General features: G+C 39.0%; 15 protein-coding genes. 7 read left to right on the forward strand and 8 right to left on the reverse strand.

Going from position 1 to position 20,889, the window contains the following annotated elements:
• Positions 1-42 precede the first annotated feature (42 nt).
• The gene (locus tag ABJH98_RS19575; RefSeq protein ID WP_348309472.1) at positions 43-3,114 is read left to right on the forward strand and encodes a hypothetical protein; all 3,072 of its coding nucleotides are present in this window, start codon (positions 43-45) and stop codon (positions 3,112-3,114) included.
• A gap of 53 nt (positions 3,115-3,167) precedes the next feature.
• Here the strand turns inward: ABJH98_RS19575 and ABJH98_RS19580 are convergent, their stop codons facing one another.
• From ABJH98_RS19580 to ABJH98_RS19590, 3 genes are all read right to left on the reverse strand, one after another.
• Positions 3,168-4,094, reverse strand: a complete 927-nt coding sequence (locus ABJH98_RS19580) for a DUF4249 domain-containing protein (RefSeq protein WP_348309473.1) — start codon at positions 4,092-4,094, stop codon at positions 3,168-3,170.
• A gap of 5 nt (positions 4,095-4,099) precedes the next feature.
• Complete coding sequence (locus tag ABJH98_RS19585) at positions 4,100-6,475, reverse strand: TonB-dependent receptor (protein WP_348309474.1); 2,376 nt, start codon at positions 6,473-6,475, stop codon at positions 4,100-4,102.
• Between the two features lie 236 nt (positions 6,476-6,711).
• Positions 6,712-7,155 (reverse strand): DUF1801 domain-containing protein, encoded by a 444-nt coding sequence (locus ABJH98_RS19590; RefSeq protein WP_348309475.1) that lies wholly within the window; start codon positions 7,153-7,155, stop codon positions 6,712-6,714.
• A gap of 244 nt (positions 7,156-7,399) precedes the next feature.
• Here ABJH98_RS19590 and ABJH98_RS19595 point away from each other — a divergent pair, with 244 nt between their 5' ends.
• The 3 genes from ABJH98_RS19595 to ABJH98_RS19605 all read left to right on the forward strand — a co-directional run bounded on the left by ABJH98_RS19595 (position 7,400) and on the right by ABJH98_RS19605 (position 9,565).
• On the forward strand, positions 7,400-8,527 hold the full coding sequence (locus ABJH98_RS19595; RefSeq protein WP_348309476.1) for a DUF2911 domain-containing protein: 1,128 nt from the start codon (positions 7,400-7,402) through the stop codon (positions 8,525-8,527).
• Positions 8,528-8,658: 131 nt separating this feature from the next.
• On the forward strand, positions 8,659-9,024 hold the full coding sequence (locus ABJH98_RS19600; RefSeq protein WP_348309477.1) for a DUF3703 domain-containing protein: 366 nt from the start codon (positions 8,659-8,661) through the stop codon (positions 9,022-9,024).
• Positions 9,025-9,079: 55 nt separating this feature from the next.
• The gene (locus tag ABJH98_RS19605) at positions 9,080-9,565 is read left to right on the forward strand and encodes a hypothetical protein (protein ID WP_348309478.1); all 486 of its coding nucleotides are present in this window, start codon (positions 9,080-9,082) and stop codon (positions 9,563-9,565) included.
• Positions 9,566-9,609: 44 nt separating this feature from the next.
• Here ABJH98_RS19605 and ABJH98_RS19610 read toward each other — a convergent pair whose 3' ends face one another.
• From ABJH98_RS19610 to uvrA, 4 genes are all read right to left on the reverse strand, one after another.
• A complete protein-coding gene (locus ABJH98_RS19610) occupies positions 9,610-10,431 on the reverse strand; it encodes a hypothetical protein (RefSeq protein ID WP_348309479.1) in 822 nt (273 codons plus the stop codon).
• A gap of 61 nt (positions 10,432-10,492) precedes the next feature.
• On the reverse strand, positions 10,493-12,679 hold the full coding sequence (locus tag ABJH98_RS19615; RefSeq protein WP_348309480.1) for a bifunctional alpha,alpha-trehalose-phosphate synthase (UDP-forming)/trehalose-phosphatase: 2,187 nt from the start codon (positions 12,677-12,679) through the stop codon (positions 10,493-10,495).
• Between the two features lie 163 nt (positions 12,680-12,842).
• Entirely contained in the window at positions 12,843-14,015 is a 1,173-nt protein-coding gene (locus tag ABJH98_RS19620; protein ID WP_348309481.1) for a DUF1343 domain-containing protein, read from the reverse strand.
• Positions 14,015-16,831, reverse strand: a complete 2,817-nt coding sequence (gene uvrA / locus ABJH98_RS19625; RefSeq protein ID WP_348309482.1) for an excinuclease ABC subunit UvrA — start codon at positions 16,829-16,831, stop codon at positions 14,015-14,017. Before uvrA ends, ABJH98_RS19620 begins: the two co-directional genes overlap by 1 nt.
• A gap of 143 nt (positions 16,832-16,974) precedes the next feature.
• Here uvrA and ABJH98_RS19630 point away from each other — a divergent pair, with 143 nt between their 5' ends.
• Entirely contained in the window at positions 16,975-17,745 is a 771-nt protein-coding gene (locus tag ABJH98_RS19630; protein ID WP_348309483.1) for an acyl-CoA desaturase, read from the forward strand.
• A 150-nt stretch (positions 17,746-17,895) separates the two neighbouring features.
• Positions 17,896-19,365: an aminopeptidase P family protein gene (locus ABJH98_RS19635; protein ID WP_348309484.1), complete on the forward strand. Its 1,470-nt coding sequence runs from the start codon at positions 17,896-17,898 to the stop codon at positions 19,363-19,365.
• Positions 19,366-19,367: 2 nt separating this feature from the next.
• Here ABJH98_RS19635 and ABJH98_RS19640 read toward each other — a convergent pair whose 3' ends face one another.
• The gene (locus tag ABJH98_RS19640; RefSeq protein ID WP_348309485.1) at positions 19,368-19,688 is read right to left on the reverse strand and encodes a Rieske (2Fe-2S) protein; all 321 of its coding nucleotides are present in this window, start codon (positions 19,686-19,688) and stop codon (positions 19,368-19,370) included.
• Positions 19,689-19,740: 52 nt separating this feature from the next.
• On the opposite strand from ABJH98_RS19640, the gene ABJH98_RS19645 reads away from it, so the two are divergent.
• Positions 19,741-20,889 carry an aminotransferase class V-fold PLP-dependent enzyme gene (locus ABJH98_RS19645; protein ID WP_348309486.1) on the forward strand — a complete coding sequence of 383 codons (1,149 nt, stop codon included), beginning with the start codon at positions 19,741-19,743 and terminating at the stop codon, positions 20,887-20,889.

The raw sequence follows: 20,889 nt of genomic DNA on the forward strand, positions 1-20,889 counted from the left end.
TCTCATGAATAATGGATACCTTAGATATCATTATCCTTATTCATGAGAATACTGTTAAAACTCACAGGTACTATAGTCCTTCTGCTATTTTTTACGCTTCTATTATTGGAGCTGGCTTTGAGCGTTTGGTATAAAAGTGATATTGTTGATCGATTGAAAACCTTAGCAGACAATGGCCTGCATTCTTCCATGTATTTTGAGGATATTGGGATCAGTGCATTACACCACTTTCCTCATTTAACCATATCCATAAACAATCTTTCCGTTAAGGAAAGTGGTTATGAAATTCTCCGATCAGAAAGAATCACTCTTCAAGCTGATTTATTAGATCTATTTCATGAGAATTACTCACTCAGTAAAGTTGAGATTTTAAACCCTCAGTTTTTTGCTCCAATAGATTCTACAGGGAAAAAGTTTAGGATCCGCGCAAAAGCAAAAAGTCAGAATGAGAATCAAAACGTACCAAAATTGTTGCTCGACATTCCTGAAATTCAAATTATAGACGCCGTCATTATTGTTCAAAATGAATACAAAAAAAATCGTGTAAGAATATCTGTGGACGAAGGAACTTTTCAATTGAAGTCATTCGACGACTTACTGGAATTTAAAGGTAATGCCGTAGGAGTAATAGACACTTTGATTTCCAAAGGCACATTGAAACAAACGGCTGTTCCTATTGCAGCTAAACAAACTACTTTTCGTTTCAATACACTTGATAATAGAAAATTATTTGATGGTATGCTACATCTCCATGATGCGCAGCTTCGAGCCTATGGTTTACTCAAACCCACTGGCAACGGTAACTTATTAGACATTACACTCGAAGGAGACGAGGCACGTATCAATGACTACCTAACCCTCATACCACAATTCAGACCCCTCAAATTGATTCAACTCAATCCAGATGCAAAGCTCACTTTGACCATTCGAAATTCGGGTTTTGTGGACCCTGTTACTTTCCCAAATGTGGATATTCTGTTTCACCTAGAAAATGCTACTTTTTCTAGAATAGGGGTATCTGGAATCATTGATAGTGTCAACTTTCGCGGTCATTTCTCTAATGGAAAAGAGCGAAATGCCAAAACCAGTGAGATGGTTATTGACTTTGGGAGAGCTAAAATTGATGATAGTTTTTTTGAAATAAATGGCTCCATCCAAAATTTTGATGACCCCTATATTGACATCGATGCCCAATCTATGATTGAATTAGAAGATGTCAATGGCGTTATGGGTATTCCCGACTTAGAAATGTCAGGAACGATACTATTCTTAGCAGACATTCACGGCAGGCTTTCGGAGTTAGAAAAAAAGTACCGCTCAAAAAAGCATGGATTCAATGGCCAAATTGAATTCAAAGATGTCTGGATGAATAAAAAATCTGCAAACATTAAAATAGAAAATCTGAATAGTAAGATTTACATGAAAAACACAAAACTAACATTGTCAAATCTCCAGATGAAATTCAACGATGCCTTAGTTCGGATGTATGGCCAAACCAACAATTTTATACCCCTTGTTGAACAAAGCCATGGAAAAACTTCTAATGTCAAATTAAATGTCAACATTGAAAATCTAGCGTTATCAGAAGAGAACTTAGGCAGGAACAAAAGCAGCAATAAAAACAGGTCTGAGCAGAAAAATTTTGAGTTTCCAAAATTCTTAAGTTTAGATTGTGATGTAGCTATTAATCAATTATCATATGAAAAGTACAAGGCCAAAAGTGCCAGTTTCAACTTGGCATTGAACAAAGATTCCTTTGCCCTGACTGCCAGTCATTTCACGATTGATGAAGGAGATTTTTGGATTAAAGCCCTATCCAAATCATCTCCTTCTAACTTCAATGAATACGAGGTTTGGGTAGAGGCCAAATTAAATGAATTGGATACCAAAAAATATTGGCCATTAAATAAGGATAAGTCCGGCCAGATCGAACCCAATAAAAGACCTATTTATTCAAACTGGATTGTTCACACCGACCTCAGTCTGAAAAAGCTAAAACACAGCAATTTCGAACTATCAAATATTCGTGTTTTTGCAGATTTGAAAAAGGGATATCTTGATGCAAAAACGATCAATTTTAGCTTTCCTTTTGGAAGAACAAAATCCTCTTTGAATGTTCATTTGTTGGATTCTACCTATCAGCTGCACGGTACCTCAAATGTAGCTTTGAAAGCTTTCAACGTGGATTCATTAAAAAATTATTATAATCGAATCAAACCAATATCAGGTGAAAGCGACACACTTTTGTCTTCAAAAAGTAAATCTTTATCCATAAAAGATTTTAGTATCAATGTTACAGCTCCAAAAGCCGCATATCATCATTTCGAAGCAAAAAAATTGAATGCTAACATCAAAATAAGCGACAATCGAGCACGACTCAACCAATCCTCTTTCGATATGTTCGATGGTTCATTTGATCTAAGCGGACTGATTCGTAGAAATGAAAATCTGGATGTAAAAGCTTTCTGCGATATTTCAGCTTCAAACATCAACCTTGGAAAAATAACCGCCGAGTTTGGAGGTGCAAATAGTGAAATGTTTTCCGAGCAACATTTCCGAGGCAATGTTGGTGTAAATGGACAAGTGCTCCTGGAGTACAACAAAGAATTGATCCATCAGGAAGATAAACTACTTGGAAAAATCAACATAAGCCTAAGTGATGGAGAAATGATCAACTTCAAACCAATCACAGAATCATTGAAATTTATCAAGCAAGCTAATCGTGATACTATCCTATTAGCCAATCCCAACTTGGAAATTCTCATTCACAATGACGAAGTTCTATTGCCCATGACTACGTTCAAAACTTCTTTATCAAATATTGACTTTTTTGGATATCATAGTTCCGAATTTGATTTCGGGTTTGACCTTCAAATCAGCGTTGCTGACTTATTATTTAAGTCCCAAAAGAAGAAAAGAGCTCAGGTTAAAAATAAAAAAGAAACCTCAATAGGTGCGATCAAACACCATTTACAAGCAAGAACGGTGAATGGTCGTATGCAAATCGAATCCATGAAAAAGAAAGAATATAAGAATCAACTCCACAAGTTGGAACAAAGGTATATGCTAGTGGACTCTATGCTTAATCAGATGAGTATTGAGGTCATACAATAAAAAAACCCAGGCCTACTGCCCGGGTTTTCTCAATCGAACTAAACTGCAAATTCTTAATTCTCTTTAGGTACCTGACTTACATCCAGTCTGTTTCCATTGGTCTCAACGGATGACACAGAGAAAAAGCCAACGACCAGTTTATCTGAAGTTTCATTGATAATGTTGGTCGGTACATTACTTAGTGGAGTGGCAAACAAGGCCCCAAACCCACCTTCTCTGTTGGTTTGAATTTGTACCTCAGATAAAAAATTACGTGCCGCTTCTGTAATAGCATGTAACTCTACATATACAGAATCACCGTCTGCATACGGAGAAATAAACTCATCATTGTCATCATAATCCTCAGGGTTGATACTGCTGCGAATGGGTGGAATAAATGTATCACCATCGAAAGGCGCACTTTTGTTGAAGCCAGCATCCCAAGCCAGACTTATTTCAGAAGGTTTATTCAAAAACTCTTCATTTTTGAACGTCTTGATCCAATAGATGTCTCCTTCACCAACCAAATCCGTGACCCAAAGTTCAGCAGAATAATATGTTTCAACAGTGCCGAATATTTTATCTTCATTGTATTCGAAAGTTATACTATCGACTGTTGGCACTCTATTTTTCATTGATGTCGCTTTGAAAGTATCTTCTCCTGAGATCACGGTAAGTTCATAGCTGTCACCAATCGTTCCAAATGGATCCGACACAGGAGACCATACATAATTACCTGAACCTTCTTCTACAAAATCGAATCGGTTTCCTTCGTTATCAGTGATATAGACCTGAGCTCCAGATACAGATTTTGTTTCTGAACTTTGAAAGTAAGGTTGAGTCATACTCAATTTCACCACTTGATCTTTCATCAAATCATCGATCCAGGCATCTACTACAAGAACCTCTGGCGCATCATCTAGATCTGGATAAATCTGATCATCACAGGCACATAGTATGCTAAACGCCGCTAGTATTAAATATTTGAAATTACTTTTCATCTTGATCAAAATTTGAAATTGTAAGAAATGGAAGGAATCATACTTCCAATAATAGAAACCTGTCTGGCTTGAGTATCCACCGGCTGACCTGCCGCAAAACGTTCGTCTGCTTGGGTAAAATAAATGGAGAAAGGATTCTTGGTACCAAATACATTGTAAACGGCAAATACCCAGTGACTATGAAATTTTTTAGGCTTACCATTCTTCCTTACGGTCTTGTTGTACTTAGTTGCCGACAAGTCAAATCGATGATAACTTGGAATTCTAAAATTATTTCTACCATCTCCGTAAGCATACGGTACAACATAACCACCTTGTTCAAATCTAGACGTAGGGAATGTAGTAGGAGTACCCGTCAGGAAGGTGAAGTTGGCCGAAAACTGCCAGCTCTTATTGAGATCATAGAAAACTGCCGTTTTAAAGTTGTGCGCTTGATCATAGCGAGTAGGATACCAATTACCATTGTTTATCCCATCCACTTTTAATTCGGTTCTTGCTATGGTATAACTCACCCATCCAGTTAATTTTCCGGTGTTTTTCTTGGCGTAAAGTTCTAAGCCATAGGCTCTCCCATCACCAGACAACAGATCTCCTTCTATATATTCATTGATGAGCAGCTCTGCCCCGTCGATATAATCAATCTGATTTTTCGTCTTTCTATAATACACCTCAGCAGAAAACTCAACGTCGTTGTCAACTCCGAAATTTCTAAACCAACCCAAGGCCACCTGATGACCAATTTGTGGCTCAATATTGTTACTACTTGGATTCCAAACATCAAGAGGGTTAGAGGCTGTAGTATTTGAAACTAAATGTATGTATTGGCTTGTCTTGTTATAGCTTGCCTTAAATGAGTTGTATTTGTTAAGCTGATATTTGACTGACAGTCTAGGTTCAAAATTATGATAGGACTCCATCACTTCTCTCGAATCGTAGGATGTGCTGTCTATCAAAGGCCTTCTCACCCCAGGAATAGTATCGCCGTAGTTGTAAGTCATGCCTGACCCCAACAAGTTGAAGTTTGAAAATCGAACGCCATATTGCAGCTCAATATCTGTTCCGATTTTTTGATTGTTCGAAATGTACAAAGCAGTTTCTAATGCATTCTTACTTGGCAAGCTGTTATCAGCTGCTTCTCCTACATTCACCGTACTGACATTTGCAGGTTCAAACTTGAAATAAAGTGCTTCTCCACCAAATGAAATCTCATTGTTTGGGTTCATGAAATAGGTAAATTCAGGCTTGAAGTCGTAATTCAATATTCGCGAGCTCCAACGGAATTTGTCCAACTCATCTTCACCAAAAGCCAATTCGTAATCATAGTCACTATAAAAGGCGGTAAAATTGGCAAACAGTTTGTCATTAAAAATATGATTCCAGCGAAGGGTTGCTGTACTATTCCCCCAATTAAACCCTTGTTGTTTATCAAACTTGAAAACATCTCTGCCAAAATATCCAGATAAGAAAATCCTATTTTTAGCATTGATGTTCCAGTTGGTCTTTGCCGTCAGGTCATAGAAATTCAATGCAGCCCCACCATCAAATACGTCGGTGAACGGCTTCGCCAATACATCTATGTAGGATCTACGACCAGCCAGAATGAATGACGCTTTGTCTTTTACAATTGGGGCTTCTATGGCTAATCGACTAAATACAGTTCCTATACCACCTTGCCCTTCAAATTCCTTTACGTTTCCTTCTTTCATCCTGATATCCAAAACTGAAGAAATCCTACCTCCATATCGAGCAGGTATACCTCCTTTGATGAGGTTCACATCTTTCACTGCGTCAGGATTAAAAACTGAGAAAAAGCCCATCAAGTGGGAAGAATTGTACACTGGTGCTTCGTCCAACAGCACCATATTTTGGCCGACACTTCCTCCTCGCACGTTAAATCCAGAGGCTCCTTCACCAACAGTAGCTACACCTGGCACCATCTGAATGCTTCTCAGCACATCGGCCTCACCCATAAATGACGGTATTTTGGTGATCGTTTCAATATCCAGTTTATTGGTTGACATCTGGATGCCCGACACATTTAGATCCTCTGGCGTATCCGTTATCACAATCTCTTGTAATTGCTGACTCTCGGATGGAAGTTCTATGTCTATTCTTTGATTTTCGGTAAGGTCTACTTGTTGTACGACAGACTGATAACCTATGTACCTGTATTCCACCTCGTATGTGTTTTCAGGAAGTGTAATGGAATAGAAGCCATACACATTGGTGATTACACCCTGGGAGCTGCCTTTGATCAACACTGTCGCGCCGATGAGCGTCTCTCCGTTGCTTGCATCTTTTACATAGCCACTGATGGTATTTTGAGCTTGCGCAAAAAACGTGAAGCACACCAAAAGTTTGGCCAATAGAAGTTTGTTCATTGAGTTTAAAAAGTTTGTTTTAGTTGTTTTGACTTTCTAGAAGACGATATTGTTTTCTAATACACGTAATAAAATGGTCATCACTTTCCGATGGGTCGAGTTAACATAAAGAAAGACAGCTTTTCCACCCCAGAGGTTACCATTTTGTGTAAAAAATTTATCGTTTTACAGATTCATGAAAACTAAAATTCGTTTTACCCCTACAGACTTAAATAATAAAATTTAAAATCAAGGCCTTACTTTCTTCTATTCTCCTTAGTGAAGAGGACGAAGGTTTCCATATCCACTGCACCAATGGCCCAACCAATGACATCAAGCGGTAAGTTCTCGAGTTTTTTAAATCTCACACAGCACTTTCCCATATCCATCTTCTTACCTGATGCCTTATAATCCAATTCGAATTTTTCTCTCAAAGATTCGTCACAATAAATTCCACTTAGATAAACAGCCATATGATTCTTTTGTGAGGCTAGAGCAGCAAACATCAATGGTTTTTTATTGTAAGTATCCGGATAGATCTTCAATGGTACTTCATAACTAATCATACCCCAGTTCATGGTTTCTTCGATGCCATGAGGTAAGTTTTTCAGAATGACTGCTCTAACCTTAGCTATTGCCTCGTGCCGATCCTCAGGCAGGGATTCAAGGTATTCTTGTACAGATGTCGCTGAACTTTGCATAATATTTTGCTGTATTTCAATAAAGCTAAATCATATAGCACCAACAATCAAAAAAGATTCAAATGGGATAAGGGTTTTGCTAAAAAGCCTCAATATTGATCACCAGAGGCATTTGCTCTACTTAAGCTCCAATCATTATTATCCAACCTGCTCAGAAATTACCGTTTATCACAAAATCTCCGCGCACATACAGGATACCCGTTTAACTACTTGTTAAAAATTCAAATACCATAACCATTATATTATGAAGACAAAAATTAACATGAAAGCACTATTTACAGCTGCGCTTGTCGCTATGCTGTGTTGGGAAGTAAGTGCCCAAAACGTCACCACACCGAGAGCGGTAGTTCCAGCAGGAGAAATGACTCAGACAATCGGTATTTCAACTGTCAATGTTAAGTACTCCAGGCCAAGAGTTACATTGAGAGGAACGGATAGAACTGGTCAAATCTGGGGAACACTTGTGCCTTGGGGATTTGAAGCCACCACATTTGTAGATGGAAGCAATATGCCATGGAGAGCAGGCGCCAATGAAAATACGGTTATTACATTTTCGGATGATGTGAAAATTGAGGGTAAAGATTTGAAAGCTGGGACTTACGGCTTGCACATGGCCATTTACGAAGACGGAAAAGCAACAGTTATATTCTCGAACAACAGCAGTTCGTGGGGGAGCTTTTATTACAAAGAAGCTGAAGATGCGCTAAGAGTGGATGTACAAACTACAGACATTGCTCATACCGAAATATTGACCTATGATGTGATTAATATGGACAATACAAGCGCAACAATTGCACTTAAGTGGGAGAAAAAAGCAATTCCGTTCAAGGTAGAATATGATGTACACAGCATTGTAATTGCTAACTTCAAAGATGAATTAAGGTCTATTCCAGGCTTTGGCTGGCAAGGGCTAAATCAGGCTGCTAATTATTGTGCACAAAACAATGTGGAGCTTGAGCAAGGGTTAGTTTGGGTAGATCGTTCTATAGCCAATACAAAAAACTTCAACAACCTTTCAACAAAAGGGCAGTTACTTACAGCCATGGGAAAAACTACAGAAGCCCAAGCCATTTTAGACGAGTCCGTGTCTATTGCTAATGTTGGTCAACTCAACTTCTTAGGTTACCAAATGATAGGTCAGCAGAAATACGACAAGGCCATTGAGTATTTCACATTAAATGCTAAGCGAAACCCAAAAAATGCCAATTGTTGGGATAGTCTTGGAGAAGCTTACAAAACAAAAGGAGACAATAAAAATGCGATCAAAAACTTGAAGAAGTCTTTGTCGCTCGACCCTCCTGCCAATGTAAAAGCCAATTCAATAAGATTATTGAAGGAAATGGGCGTAGACACTAGTAGCTACGAATCTTAAGAAAATTCCAATTTTGGATAATGTTTGGAAAGGCCAGCAGTAGCTGGCCTTTTTTTGTGCAATGCTGAATGTTAGCCAGTTTATACAAGCCATTCTTTTTCCTATCAATCAATTTTGTTTGAAAAAACGATATGAAATTGAATACTAAAATGCCCGCTCTTTTAAAATCTAGTTATACAATTGAAATAGGCCATTACAAACAGGCTGTAAAAAAGCAGACCGTTGAAAAAGCCTGGCATCATTTGGAGCGAGCTCATATCATTGGCCAGCGCTACCCTTTTCAGCATACTGAGACGCACTGGAAAATGCTACTTTTAGGATTTCGGACTACAAATATAAAAGAGATCTTAGGCCAAACGATACGTTTGCTACTTGGTGCACCCTTCTCATTAATTAATAAAATACCTGTCGGTAATATTGGGAGTACCAAAGTGTCGATGATCAAATCTCAGGAGATGCCAGAAGATATCTTAAAACTTTTTAATCAATCGGAATAGGCACATCTCAAGCTCAAGTTTTGCGTATGCAAAAGAGAATTCTAGCACCAATCTTATGGATCTCATTAATGACTGGCCAAAAGTCAGAAAACACTTTAACCAAAGTTTCAAAACCAGCCTACACGTATCGATAGGATCAGTAGATGAGGATAATAATCCTACTGTTACACCAATTGGTTCTCTTTTTTTAAATGATAATCAGGCCGGGTTCTACTTTGAAATGTTTCCTACCAAACTTCCTAAACATGCCAAGTTCAACAATAACATTTGTGTCTTAGGGGTGAACAGTAGTCGCTGGTTTTGGATCAAATCATTATTTAAAGGTCGCTTTGATAATTATCCTGCGGTAAAGCTCTACGGCCAACTTGGAGATAGGAGAAAGGCCACTGATAAAGAAATATCTAGACTCAAAAGGCGCATGCGTTCTACAAAAGGGCTGAAAGGTCACAAATACTTATGGGGCCACATGGATGTCATCCGTGAAGTATCCTTTCAAAAAGGAGAATCAATCAATTTGAAGGAAATGACGAAAGGGATTTAAACAGCATAAGAAGCTGAAATGATTCTTATACTTTTTTTAATTTTCTAATTCAAGTGAAACAATAAGCTCACATTAATAATATTGTTCACAATTTCCTTAAAAGGATCATCCATTGGTATGTGTAAGGACATCCCAGGTTCAAAATTATTGCTTCTATAACTTGCAGATAAAGCAAACAAGAAAGACGAACTGTCATCTTCACCATATTTAGAATCGTCATTCAGACCTGTTCTACCGCTAATTCCAACTGATGCAGTCAATCCTTCATCTGTGTTAATACCCAACTGACCTAAGTAATCAAGATATAATCCGGTAATTTCTGCATCGGTGTTGTTCAGATAGAAAAGACCTCCTTTAAGTCTGTAAAACAATCCTTTGTCATTAAGGTCATTTTCAACCAAAACCTTTCCCGTCAAACCCCAGGTATTAGGAGAAAATTTTTCCTCTCTATTTATCAATCCAAATATTCCGATTGCGCTGGCATTGAAGTTTTCATCACTGGTGGAGGGTATTAAAAAACCAAACTCTCCTCTCACAGGCTTGGATCTATCTCCTGTTCTTACACCTAGATAAATATTACCAAGTGTCACTTCAGATTCTATATCATTGTCTCCAGATGGGCTAAAAACTGATATTGGCAAATCAGCAATAATTTCAGTTTTATCACTTATGGCAAATCCACCAGAAAGATCATAGACCGCAGAGAAAAACCCGATACCTTCATTTCCGCCATTAATGTTTGGTTTTGAAAATTCAAATGTGAAAAAGTCTGTTTCGGTGTTGTTGAGCCAAGGGCTCTGTGCAAATAGACCAGACGATAATGTCATAGTCAATAAGCTCAAGGCAATTCTTCTTATAGTATTCATTGTAAGGTTTTAAAGTTGATTCTCAAATTGCTGCCTACGAAATTAGAGAATTAATTTCAACTTAATCTGCTATACGTTTCAACAATGCTCTCACATCTTCATAGCTGTTCACACTAAACTTAGCTGCAGAATTTGAGCTACCTACTTTGATCGTAAAGGCATCCTTTGGCATGACTTTGAAAGTATCTTCATCAGTCCAATCATCTCCAGCGGCCATAATGAAGTCGGCTCCTTCATATCGCTTCATCCAATTTCGTGCAGCCCGACCTTTGTTGATTTCAGTGCTTTTGATCTCTACTACCATATCACCTTCAAGCACTTGTAGGTTTTGATTAGAGGCTAAATACTTCAAATGACTGGTCAACTCTCGAGTTCTTAATTCACCCAGACCCGTTTCCACTTTGCGGTAATGCCAAACTAAAGAGTAGTCTTTTTCTTCAATGAATGACCCAGGCGTTCTTGCTACGTAGCCATCCAACACTTCACTAATGGCTTCTTTCCAGGAATCTGTGAGGTTTGTAATGGTGTGCCATTCTTCCCTATATCCTTTCAACCATACGCCATGTTCGCCTATGAGATCCACTTTGCTATCTTTAAACCAATCGCCAAGTGTCGATTTGTCCCTTCCACTGATGATCACGACATTCGCTTTTTTAGTGAGGCTATTTACAATGCCATAAAGTTCTTCATCGGGCATGGCTGCTAGCGGATCACCATAAAACCCTTGCAGAGTCCCGTCATAGTCCAAAAATATAAGTGGCTTTTTTGATTTCTTAAAGGCTGTTTTTAGGGTATTAGTAGATTTTTCGTCAAGCAATTTAGTAGTCAAAGAACGCTGCGCCTTTTTCACAACTGCCAAGCGATTCATAAAGAGATCCACCCAATTGTATATGTTATATCTCTTGAGCGTATTCTGCATGACCGTCATGCGTTGCATTTGTTCATTTTCATCCATTTCTAATGCTTCTCGAATAGCCTCAACCATCTGATGGCTGTTATTTGGATTAATCAATAGCGCATCCGAAAGCTCCTTGGAAGCTCCTGCCATTTCACTAAGTACAAGTACGCCTTTTTTATCCAGCTTGCTGGCAATAAATTCTTTACAAACTAAGTTCATTCCATCTCTCATAGGGCTCACTAAACAAACATGAGCCATTCGATAAAAAGCAGAAAGTGCATGCAATGGAAATGAACGATAGAAATAATGTATTGGAGTCCAGCTCAATCGAGAGTATCGACCGTTGATACGACCAACCAAAAGATCTATTTCTTCTTTTAACTCTTTGTATTTGCCTACTTGGTCTCGCGAAGGAACCACCACCATGAGAATGGATACTTTCTCCAAATACTCTGGATACTTCTCTAGTAACTTTTCAAATGCTTTGAGTCTTTGTGGGATTCCTTTGGAGTAATCCAATCGATCGATACATAGGATCAATTGCTCACTGCCTATACTGGTTCGATATCTAACTTCGCGCTCTAGTGTTTCGGGTGCAGCTGCAACTTCAGCGTATTTGTTGTAGTCTATTCCCATAGGGAGAGCATCCGCCATGATTTGACGATTGTTGTAATTGATATGACCGTGCTCATTCCCTATACCTGCCAATCGACTCACAGAAGACAGGAAATGTCGAGTATCATCATAAGTATGAAAACCAAGGAAATCAGCACCCAACATGCCTAAAAGTAATTCTCTTCGCCAGGGCAAAAGCCTAAATGACTCATAAGAAGGAAATGGAATATGTAAAAAGAATCCAATCGAAATCTCTGGTCTTTCTGCTCTGATCAAAGCAGGCAAAAGCAACAACTGATAATCGTGAATCCAAATGGTATCGTTTGGGTTAGCATTCTTTAATATTTGATCAGCAAACTTTTGGTTTACTTCTTTATAAGATTCCCAATATTCTTGGTTGAATTCAGAGAATTGATTGAAATAATGAAAATTAGGCCAAAGTGTCTCATTAGAAAACCCTTCATAGTATAGCTCTATGTCATCATCAGTCAGAAATACAGGAGCCATATTCTGAGCCTTCAATTCCTTCTTGGTCTGATCTTCTTCGGCTTTACTATTCAGCACAGCACCTGGCCAACCCAACCAAATATTATCTCCCTGCTTGTAAATAGAACCCAATCCAGTAGCCAACCCACCTTCACTAGGAGTGAAAGCTAGTTTATCGCCTTCTTTGACGATTCTTACAGGAAGTCTATTAGAGACAATTATAGTTTTTGAAGATTGCTTAGTTGCCATATTTTCGATTTGAAATTATATAAGAAATTCGTGAACCAACATTCCCCGGGATCATAGGAATTGGTTTATACGATTACGTGTCTGTGAAAACACTTACAAATCAGTTTTGGGCAAACTGGTTCCAAAATTAACGATAAAAACTAAGTAGTTTGTAAAGTGAATGTTAATAGATTAATATTTCAGCTCTTTTTTTCATAAAGTCAGTTTTTCTTTCTGATTCTATGGAAATCAATTCTTCGAAAGATCCATTAGATTCTACCCACCTTCGAATCAAATCCGTGCCGTTTAATATGTCTATCGGTAAGAGTTCTTCTTCATACTCGTAGGGCGGCTGCTTCCACTGAAATTCTCTTCCCAGGTGTTGATAAAATTCTCTACATAATATTTGTCCAACATGCCAAGGAGAAAATACTTCATAATCCAAAATATGAATTTGATATCCATGACAAACCTGACCAGCATGTTTTTGAAAAGTGGGCATAAAAGATACTGGCCGTAGAATAAATCCACCCTGTCCATCTTTGTCAAATGTCTTTTTAAGTTCTTTCTCTAAAGTATAATTGGCAATTCTTGGGTGACCTATGGTTTCTAAACTCTTGGTCGTACCCCGACCCTCCGAAATATTGGTGCCTTCAAATAGGACCGTGCCTACAAAAGAAAAAGCTGTTTCGGGGTTGGGCAGGTTAGGTGAGGGCAACACCCAAGGCAAATCAGTGTTCATAAAATGCATCTGACGCTTCCAGTCCTGCATCTCTATGACTTGAAGTTTGCAATCTACTCCCCAGAAATTGTTAGCCATTAATGCCACTTCACCCATCGTCATCCCATGACGCATGGGCAATTCATGCCGACCAACAAAAGACTTGTATGTAGCGTCAAGAATATTCCCTTCTACTTTTAATCCACCAATAGGATTGGGACGATCCAATATGATTACTTCCACACCATGTTCAGCGCAAGCCTCCATCATGTAAGTCATGGTATAGATATAAGTGTAAACTCTTGTGCCAACATCCTGAAGGTCTATCAGCACATGATCCAAACCTTCCAACATTTGTTTTGTTGGTTTTCTGGTATCAGAATACAAGCTGTAAACTGGCAAATCGTAATGCTGATGATGGAAAGTTTGCGTCTCCACCATATTGTCTTGAACGTCAGCAAAAAGTCCATGCTGCGGTGAGAAAAGTTTTTTCAGTCTACTGCCAAAGAGTGATTTCATCACATCGATGCCATGTGTGTAGTTCGAATCCACAGAGGCTGCATGACAGAGATAACCTACATTGCCCTTTAGGTTGGAGTTATTCTTCTTGAGCGATTCTAATCCAGTGGTCACCATTAGTTTAATTTCTCCTTTAGATACTTCGCAGTATGGTTATCATCCAACTTGACCAGGTCTTCAGGCGTTCCTGCAAAACAGAGTTCTCCTCCTTGGTCTCCACCGTCAGGTCCTAAATCCACAATCCAGTCGGCAGATTTAATAATTTCCATATTGTGCTCTATAATCAACACCGTGTTTCCTTGATCGACTAAAGCATTAATACTATGCAATAACTTTTCAATGTCCTTGAAATGAAGTCCTGTCGTTGGCTCATCAAAAATAAAAAGTATCTTCTCTTTGTTTGCGGATTGGCCTTTCCCAAGGAATGAGGCTAGCTTCACGCGTTGTGCCTCACCTCCACTCAAAGAGTTAGAAGACTGACCAAGTTTAACATAACCTAAACCTACATCATCAAGCGGCTGTAGTTTTGACACAATTGTTTTTTGATCCTTGAAGAAGTCTAGGCTTTCTTCAATGCTCATGTCCAAAATATCAGCGATGTGTTTGTCTTGGTAAGTCACCTCAAGGATGTCTTCTTTGAATCTTTTGCCTTTACACTCATCACAAGTTAGATGCAAGTCTGCCATGAATTGCATTTCGATTTTTACTTCTCCTTCTCCCTGACAAGTTTCACAACGCCCACCATCAACATTGAAAGAGAAATGAGCAGGCTTTAGATTTCTTTGTTTAGCTGTTGGTTGATCTGAATAAAGCTGGCGGATGGCATCGTAGGCTTTTACATAAGTCACGGGATTTGATCGAGAGCTTCGACCCAATGGATTCTGGTCGATCATTTCCATACGCTGGATCATTTTGTAGTCACCATCCAATTCACCAAACTTGCCTGTCTCTTCTCCAGTTACGCCCACGATTTTTCCCAGAGCTGGGTATAGTATTTTTCGAATCAAAGTAGATTTCCCAGACCCACTAACACCAGTCACCACAGTGAGAACTCCCAAAGGAATTGAGACATCAATGCGTTTGAGGTTATTTTCTCGGGCTCCTAAAATATCTATGCTATGTTTCCAAGGTCTTCTATTTGAGGGGGTTGGGATAAACTCAATCCCATTTAAAAACTTAGCAGTTACCGATTCTTTTTCTTCTAAGATTGCTTTCCAATCTCCTTGAAAAACCAACTCGCCACCGTGAATTCCGGCCGCTGGCCCAATATCGATGATTTGATCTGCTCGCTTCATCACCTCCTCTTCATGCTCTACAACTATGACCGTGTTACCCAATCGCTTCAACGTTTCCAGGACATTGCCCAATCGAGCAGTATCTCTCGGATGAAGTCCAATGCTTGGTTCGTCCAAAATATACATGGAGCCTACTAGTGCACTTCCCAATGAAGTTGCTAGTTTGATTCTTTGATACTCTCCACCAGAAAGTGTAGAAGTCAGGCGATTTAGGGTTAGATATCCCAAGCCCACTTCTTTCATATAGCTCAATCGGTTTTGGATTTCCTTCAGAATTCTTTTGGCTACTTTTTGATCATAATCACTTAATTCCAGAGAGTCAAAAAATTCTAAAGCCTTGTCCAGAGGCATGAGCACTAGTTCCGAAATGGGCTTACCACCAACCTTCACATAAAATGCGTCCTTGCGTAATCGAGTCCCTTTACAATCTGGACAAGTCGTTTTTCCGCGATAGCGAGAAAGCATTACTCGATACTGAATTTTGTGCAATTGAGATTCGATAAAAGCATAGAAGGCGTGTAATCCTTCGAATTTTCCCATGCCTTCCCATAGTAAATTATACTCCTTCTCCGAAAGGTCTTTCACCGGCCTGTGAATTGGAAAGTCAATATCATGAGCCATTTGCAAAAGCGGTTGCAACCACTTTTTCATCGTTTCGCTTCTCCAAGGTACAATGGCGCCTTCATAAACAGACAGATTTTTATCCGCAATCACAAGATCTGGATCTATGCCTAACACTTTTCCAAAACCCTCGCATTTGCGACAGGCACCGTATGGATTATTGAAACTGAATAGGTTTACTGATGGCTCTTCGAATAAGATACCGTCCAACTCGAATCTATCGGAGAATTTGCTCGGTTCACCATTGCGAAAGTGAATGATACAATCTCCATGGCCTTCAAAAAAAGCAGTTTGAACAGAATCAGCCAAACGGAAAGTAGCATCTTCGTCGTCTTTGCTTACACTCAATCTATCAATTAGAATTTCGATTTTTGATACGTCTACACTTTGTGCATCTAAATCTTCAATTTGTTCTAAAGACCCATTTACCAAAACTCTTGTAAAGCCTTTGCTCAAAAGAATATTGAATTCCGTTTCAAGTGTACGGTCAACGGCCAGCGTTAGAGGTGCGCTTACCATGAACTTTGTACCATCTTCATACTCATTTATTGCATTGACCACAGAAGAAACCGTGTCGCGCTTCACAGGATTTCCGCTAACAGGAGAAATAGTCTGTCCTATTCTTGCATAAAGCAATTTGATATAATCGTAAATCTCCGTGGTCGTACCCACTGTAGATCTTGGATTTCGGGTATTTACCTTTTGTTCTATGGCTACTGCTGGCGACACACCTTTGATGTAATCAACCTCAGGTTTTTCCATCCGGCCCAAAAATTGACGTGCATAAGAACTTAAGCTCTCCACATATTTTCTTTGACCTTCTGCAAAAAGCGTATCAAATGCCAATGAAGACTTGCCCGAACCTGACAGTCCTGTAATAACCACAAGCTTGTTTCTGGGAATGGCTACGCTCAGGTTTTTCAAGTTATTTACCCTTGCCCCTTTAATAATTATAAAGTCCCGAGGGTCTAATTGATCTATATTTTGAATTACCTGATTTTCTAGAGTTTCCGCCATTGAAAATGAAATTTTAACAATCCGCAAAGATAGAGATACGGATGTCAAAAAGCACGCGATCAAAAAATATTGATTTTTTTGTCGAACTTTGTCACAAATAAGGATTGATACTGTCCTTGTAATTGGGATTACAAAAAATTGAAATGGAAATATTAATATTTATGTTGGTGATGTGGTATGGTGGTTTGTTTTTTCAAACCTTCTTCTTACATCGATATTCTGCGCATCAGAGTTTTACTATGTCTCGGTTCGGAGAAAAGCTTTGTTATTTTCTTACCTGGGTATTTCAAGGCTCCAATTACCTAAGTGCCTATGGCTATGGCGTCATGCACCGCATGCACCATGCCTATGCGGATACAGAAAAAGACGTACACTCTCCTAAGTATGACAAAAACTTGTTTGCTATGATGTGGCGAACCAAAACAACCTATTCAGCCATTACCAGTAAAGAAGTTGAAGTAGAAAGCCGCTTTACTGACAATGTGCCAGAGTGGGAAGCTTTTGACAAGTTTGCTCGCTCTTGGATCTCTAGACTCGCTTGGGGTACAGCTTATACCTTATTCTTTTACGAGTTTGCTACAGCATGGTGGCAATGGTTGTTCCTACCAGTAGCCTTTATGATGGCTCCTATTCATGGCGCCATTATCAACTGGTTTGCCCATGTCTATGGCTATGTCAACTTCAAAGTAGGTGACACCTCGAAAAATTTTCTTCCTTTTGATTTCTTGATGATGGGCGAAAGTTATCACAACAATCACCACAAGCATGGCAATAGAGCCAATTTTGGTGGTGTACGTTGGCACGAAATAGACCCAACATATTTGATCATGTGGGTGATGGATAAACTAGGAATGATCCACATTAAAAAATTGGAAGTTTCTGTGAAAAAAGAAAGCTTTAAGAAAGCTGCCTAAGTACACACTAAAAAATATTGAAAGCCTTGATCATAGATCAAGGCTTTTTTTGTGACCATTCAAATCATCAGTTTTCCGCTTACTCACATTGTCATTGGTAAATTCATAGCCCAATAAGTAAGTTGCAATCAAAACCATTAATGTTTTAAAATGAGAAAAATTTTAGGAATCCTTTTATGCCTGTTGCCTGTGCTAGCCTCAGCCCAGCAGAAGGTGAGTCCAGACGATTTGAATAGTGAGTTTCATAAAGAAAGACGTGCCGAACTCAGGGCCAAAATGCCAGCAAACTCTGTAGCCGTCTTCTTTGCTAACCCGATCCGTAATAGGGCCAATGATGTATATTATATCTACCATCAGGATCCGAATTTCTACTATCTGACCGGACAAAAGGAGCCGCACGGTGTTTTGTTGATATTTAAAGAGGAACAACAGATCAATGAAGAAAAGCTGAACGAAATTCTTTTTGTGAGAGGTCGGGATGCGCTAAAAGAATTATATGATGGTCCGCGATTAGGCAAAGACGGAGCTTCAGAAAAGCTGGATGTTCAAATGGCTTTTGAAAACCCAGACTTCAAAGCTTTTAATATTGACTTTTCCAAGTTTGATAAAGTGATGTTTTATGACTTTCAAAACGATGTAAGAGATACGAGAGAAGAAGGAGATCTGTACGACCTGATCGAGCAGTTCAAGGAAAAAGCTGGGTACAATCAGGGAGATTTGGCAATTGAGGCACAAAAAAATAATCTAGATGTAGTATACTTAGATACTTTAATGAGAGAACTCAGAGGAGTGAAGACCAAAGAAGAATTAGCGCTGATTGCCAAGGCCGTAGATATTTCTACTATTGGGCAGGTAGAAGTTATGAAGGCGATGAGACCAGGCATGTCTGAAGCTGAAGTTCAAGGAATTCATGAATTTGTATTCAAAAAATACGGAGCAGAATATGAAGGCTACCCAAGTATTGTGGGTTCTGGAAACCATGGATGTACCCTTCATTATATTGACAACTACAAACCCGCTATTGAAGACGGAGAGTTAATTCTCATGGATTTAGGAGCAGAGTACCATGGATATACTGCCGATGTCACCCGTACCATACCTGTCAATGGAAAATTCACTAAGGAGCAAAAATTGATCTATGATTTGGTCTATGAAGCACAACAAGCAGCCGCGGACACTTGCAAAGCAGGTATTCCTTTTTCAGTGCTTTACGAAACGACTAAAGAGATCGTGAATAATGGGTTGGTCGAGTTGGGGCTGTATGAAAGTGTTGCAGACGAAGACGTAATCAACCCTGAAACTGGTAGAAACAGATATTATCCTCATGGGTGTTGCCATCACATTGGTCTTGATGTGCACGACAAAGGCATGTACGGTGATTTGGAAGAAAACATGACAATTACCATCGAGCCTGGTATTTATATTCCGAGTGGCAGTCCATCAGATAAGAAATGGTGGGATATTCCAGTAAGAATCGAGGATGATTATTTGATAACTAAAGATGGATGTGAATTGATGTCCAATAAAGCACCTCGTAAATCAGATGAAATCGAAGAATTGATGAAGGAATCTAGCATTTTCACAGACTACCAATTACCAGAATTGAAGTCAGGAGAATAAAATCAAACGATCACAAATAACTGTTCGTTTTCCCAATCGGTGTGATAAGTAAGAAGCTCATCGCACCGATTTTCACACTCATCACCAGTTTGTAGATCAAATCGAAAAGTATGCCAAGGACACACTACTTCTCCTTGTGGGTTAATTTTTCCTTTACTCAAATCCTCGCTTAAATGGGGGCAGTTTTTTTCAAAAGCAAGAAAACCTTTTCTGGTATTAGCCATACAAATCTCTAGTTTACCAATTCGAATCTTTTTGATTTGGTTTAGTGGAATGACTCGCTCAGCCTGTTCTTTAGATTCAAAAACTAAATATTTATCCATCAGATTGGGCTTTATTCTCTAATATTAAACTTTCGACTCAACCAAACATTATATGAACTGTCAAAGAAAGAAGTTTAACCTTAACAAAAAAATTGCCTATCTGAATTGTGCCTATATGGCTCCACTTCTAAGGAAAGTCGAAAAAGCAGGAATGGAAGGCATCAAAGCAAAACGACAACCAAACAAAGTTACAGGAGAAGATTTTTTTAAAGATGCTGATACTCTTCGAATTTTATACTCAGATCTGATCAATAACCCGGAGCCGAACCGAATCGTAATGATTCCTTCCGTTTCATATGGCATAGGTAACGTAGTCAACAACCTTCCGATCAAAAAAGGAGAAAATATAGTACTCACAGCGGGTCAGTTTCCTAGCAACGTCTACCCTTGGAAAAATCATTGCGACAAAAACGAAGCAGACTTGATACTGGTCTCACCTCCAAAAACAGAAAAACAAAGAGGAAAAAAATGGAATGAGAGTATTTTAGCCTCGATTACCGAAAAAACTAAAGCTGTAAGTCTCGGGCATGTGCATTGGGCTGACGGTACATTATTTGACCTAAAAGCCATTCGAAAAAGGTGTGATGAAGTCGGTGCTGCCTTGATCGTTGATGGAACACAATCCATAGGAGCCTTGCCATTTGATATTCAGGAAATAAAACCAGATGCTCTCATAGTGGCGGGATACAAATGGCTACTTGGACCATATACCAGTGGACTAGCGTACTATGGCCCAAAGTTCGATGGAGGTGAGCCCATTGAACAAAATTGGATCAATAGAAAACATAGTGACGACTTTGCCAACTTGGTCAATTATCAGGATGAATATGAAGCAGGCGCCATGCGCTATGGCATGGGTCAGCAAAGCAACTTTATCGCTAATCCCATGCTCATTGCTTCAATCAAAGAAATTAGAAAATGGGGTGTTGAAAATATTCAGCAATATTGTTCTGACCTCATTGCTGGGCCTCTGAAACAAATTAAAGAATTGGGCTTATATGTAGAAGACTCCGACGCAAGAGGATCTCACCTCTTTGGTGTCAAATTTCCAATGGAAAAAATGGGAAATCTTGCTAGATCATTAAAAACTCACCGTGTAAGTGTTTCAATTAGGGGAGAATTTATTCGTGTGGCACCACATGTATATAATGATGACAAGGATATGAATAAACTGGTAAAGGCATTTAAAGAAGCGCTTTAA

The sequence above is a fragment of the Reichenbachiella sp. genome (genome assembly GCF_039969095.1).
In the GTDB taxonomy this organism is placed as follows: domain Bacteria; phylum Bacteroidota; class Bacteroidia; order Cytophagales; family Cyclobacteriaceae; genus Reichenbachiella.

What these genes read in the sequence shown, in the direction of transcription:
- ABJH98_RS19575 (WP_348309472.1), top strand. Translation starts at nt 43, where the DNA reads ATGAGAATACTGTTAAAACTCACAGGTACTATAGTCCTTCTGCTATTT.
- ABJH98_RS19580 (WP_348309473.1), bottom strand. Translation starts at nt 4,094, where the DNA reads ATGAAAAGTAATTTCAAATATTTAATACTAGCGGCGTTTAGCATACTA.
- ABJH98_RS19585 (WP_348309474.1), bottom strand. Translation starts at nt 6,475, where the DNA reads ATGAACAAACTTCTATTGGCCAAACTTTTGGTGTGCTTCACGTTTTTT.
- ABJH98_RS19590 (WP_348309475.1), bottom strand. Translation starts at nt 7,155, where the DNA reads ATGCAAAGTTCAGCGACATCTGTACAAGAATACCTTGAATCCCTGCCT.
- ABJH98_RS19595 (WP_348309476.1), top strand. Translation starts at nt 7,400, where the DNA reads ATGAAGACAAAAATTAACATGAAAGCACTATTTACAGCTGCGCTTGTC.
- ABJH98_RS19600 (WP_348309477.1), top strand. Translation starts at nt 8,659, where the DNA reads ATGAAATTGAATACTAAAATGCCCGCTCTTTTAAAATCTAGTTATACA.
- ABJH98_RS19605 (WP_348309478.1), top strand. Translation starts at nt 9,080, where the DNA reads ATGGATCTCATTAATGACTGGCCAAAAGTCAGAAAACACTTTAACCAA.
- ABJH98_RS19610 (WP_348309479.1), bottom strand. Translation starts at nt 10,431, where the DNA reads ATGAATACTATAAGAAGAATTGCCTTGAGCTTATTGACTATGACATTA.
- ABJH98_RS19615 (WP_348309480.1), bottom strand. Translation starts at nt 12,679, where the DNA reads ATGGCAACTAAGCAATCTTCAAAAACTATAATTGTCTCTAATAGACTT.
- ABJH98_RS19620 (WP_348309481.1), bottom strand. Translation starts at nt 14,015, where the DNA reads ATGGTGACCACTGGATTAGAATCGCTCAAGAAGAATAACTCCAACCTA.
- uvrA (WP_348309482.1), bottom strand. Translation starts at nt 16,831, where the DNA reads ATGGCGGAAACTCTAGAAAATCAGGTAATTCAAAATATAGATCAATTA.
- ABJH98_RS19630 (WP_348309483.1), top strand. Translation starts at nt 16,975, where the DNA reads ATGGAAATATTAATATTTATGTTGGTGATGTGGTATGGTGGTTTGTTT.
- ABJH98_RS19635 (WP_348309484.1), top strand. Translation starts at nt 17,896, where the DNA reads ATGAGAAAAATTTTAGGAATCCTTTTATGCCTGTTGCCTGTGCTAGCC.
- ABJH98_RS19640 (WP_348309485.1), bottom strand. Translation starts at nt 19,688, where the DNA reads ATGGATAAATATTTAGTTTTTGAATCTAAAGAACAGGCTGAGCGAGTC.
- ABJH98_RS19645 (WP_348309486.1), top strand. Translation starts at nt 19,741, where the DNA reads ATGAACTGTCAAAGAAAGAAGTTTAACCTTAACAAAAAAATTGCCTAT.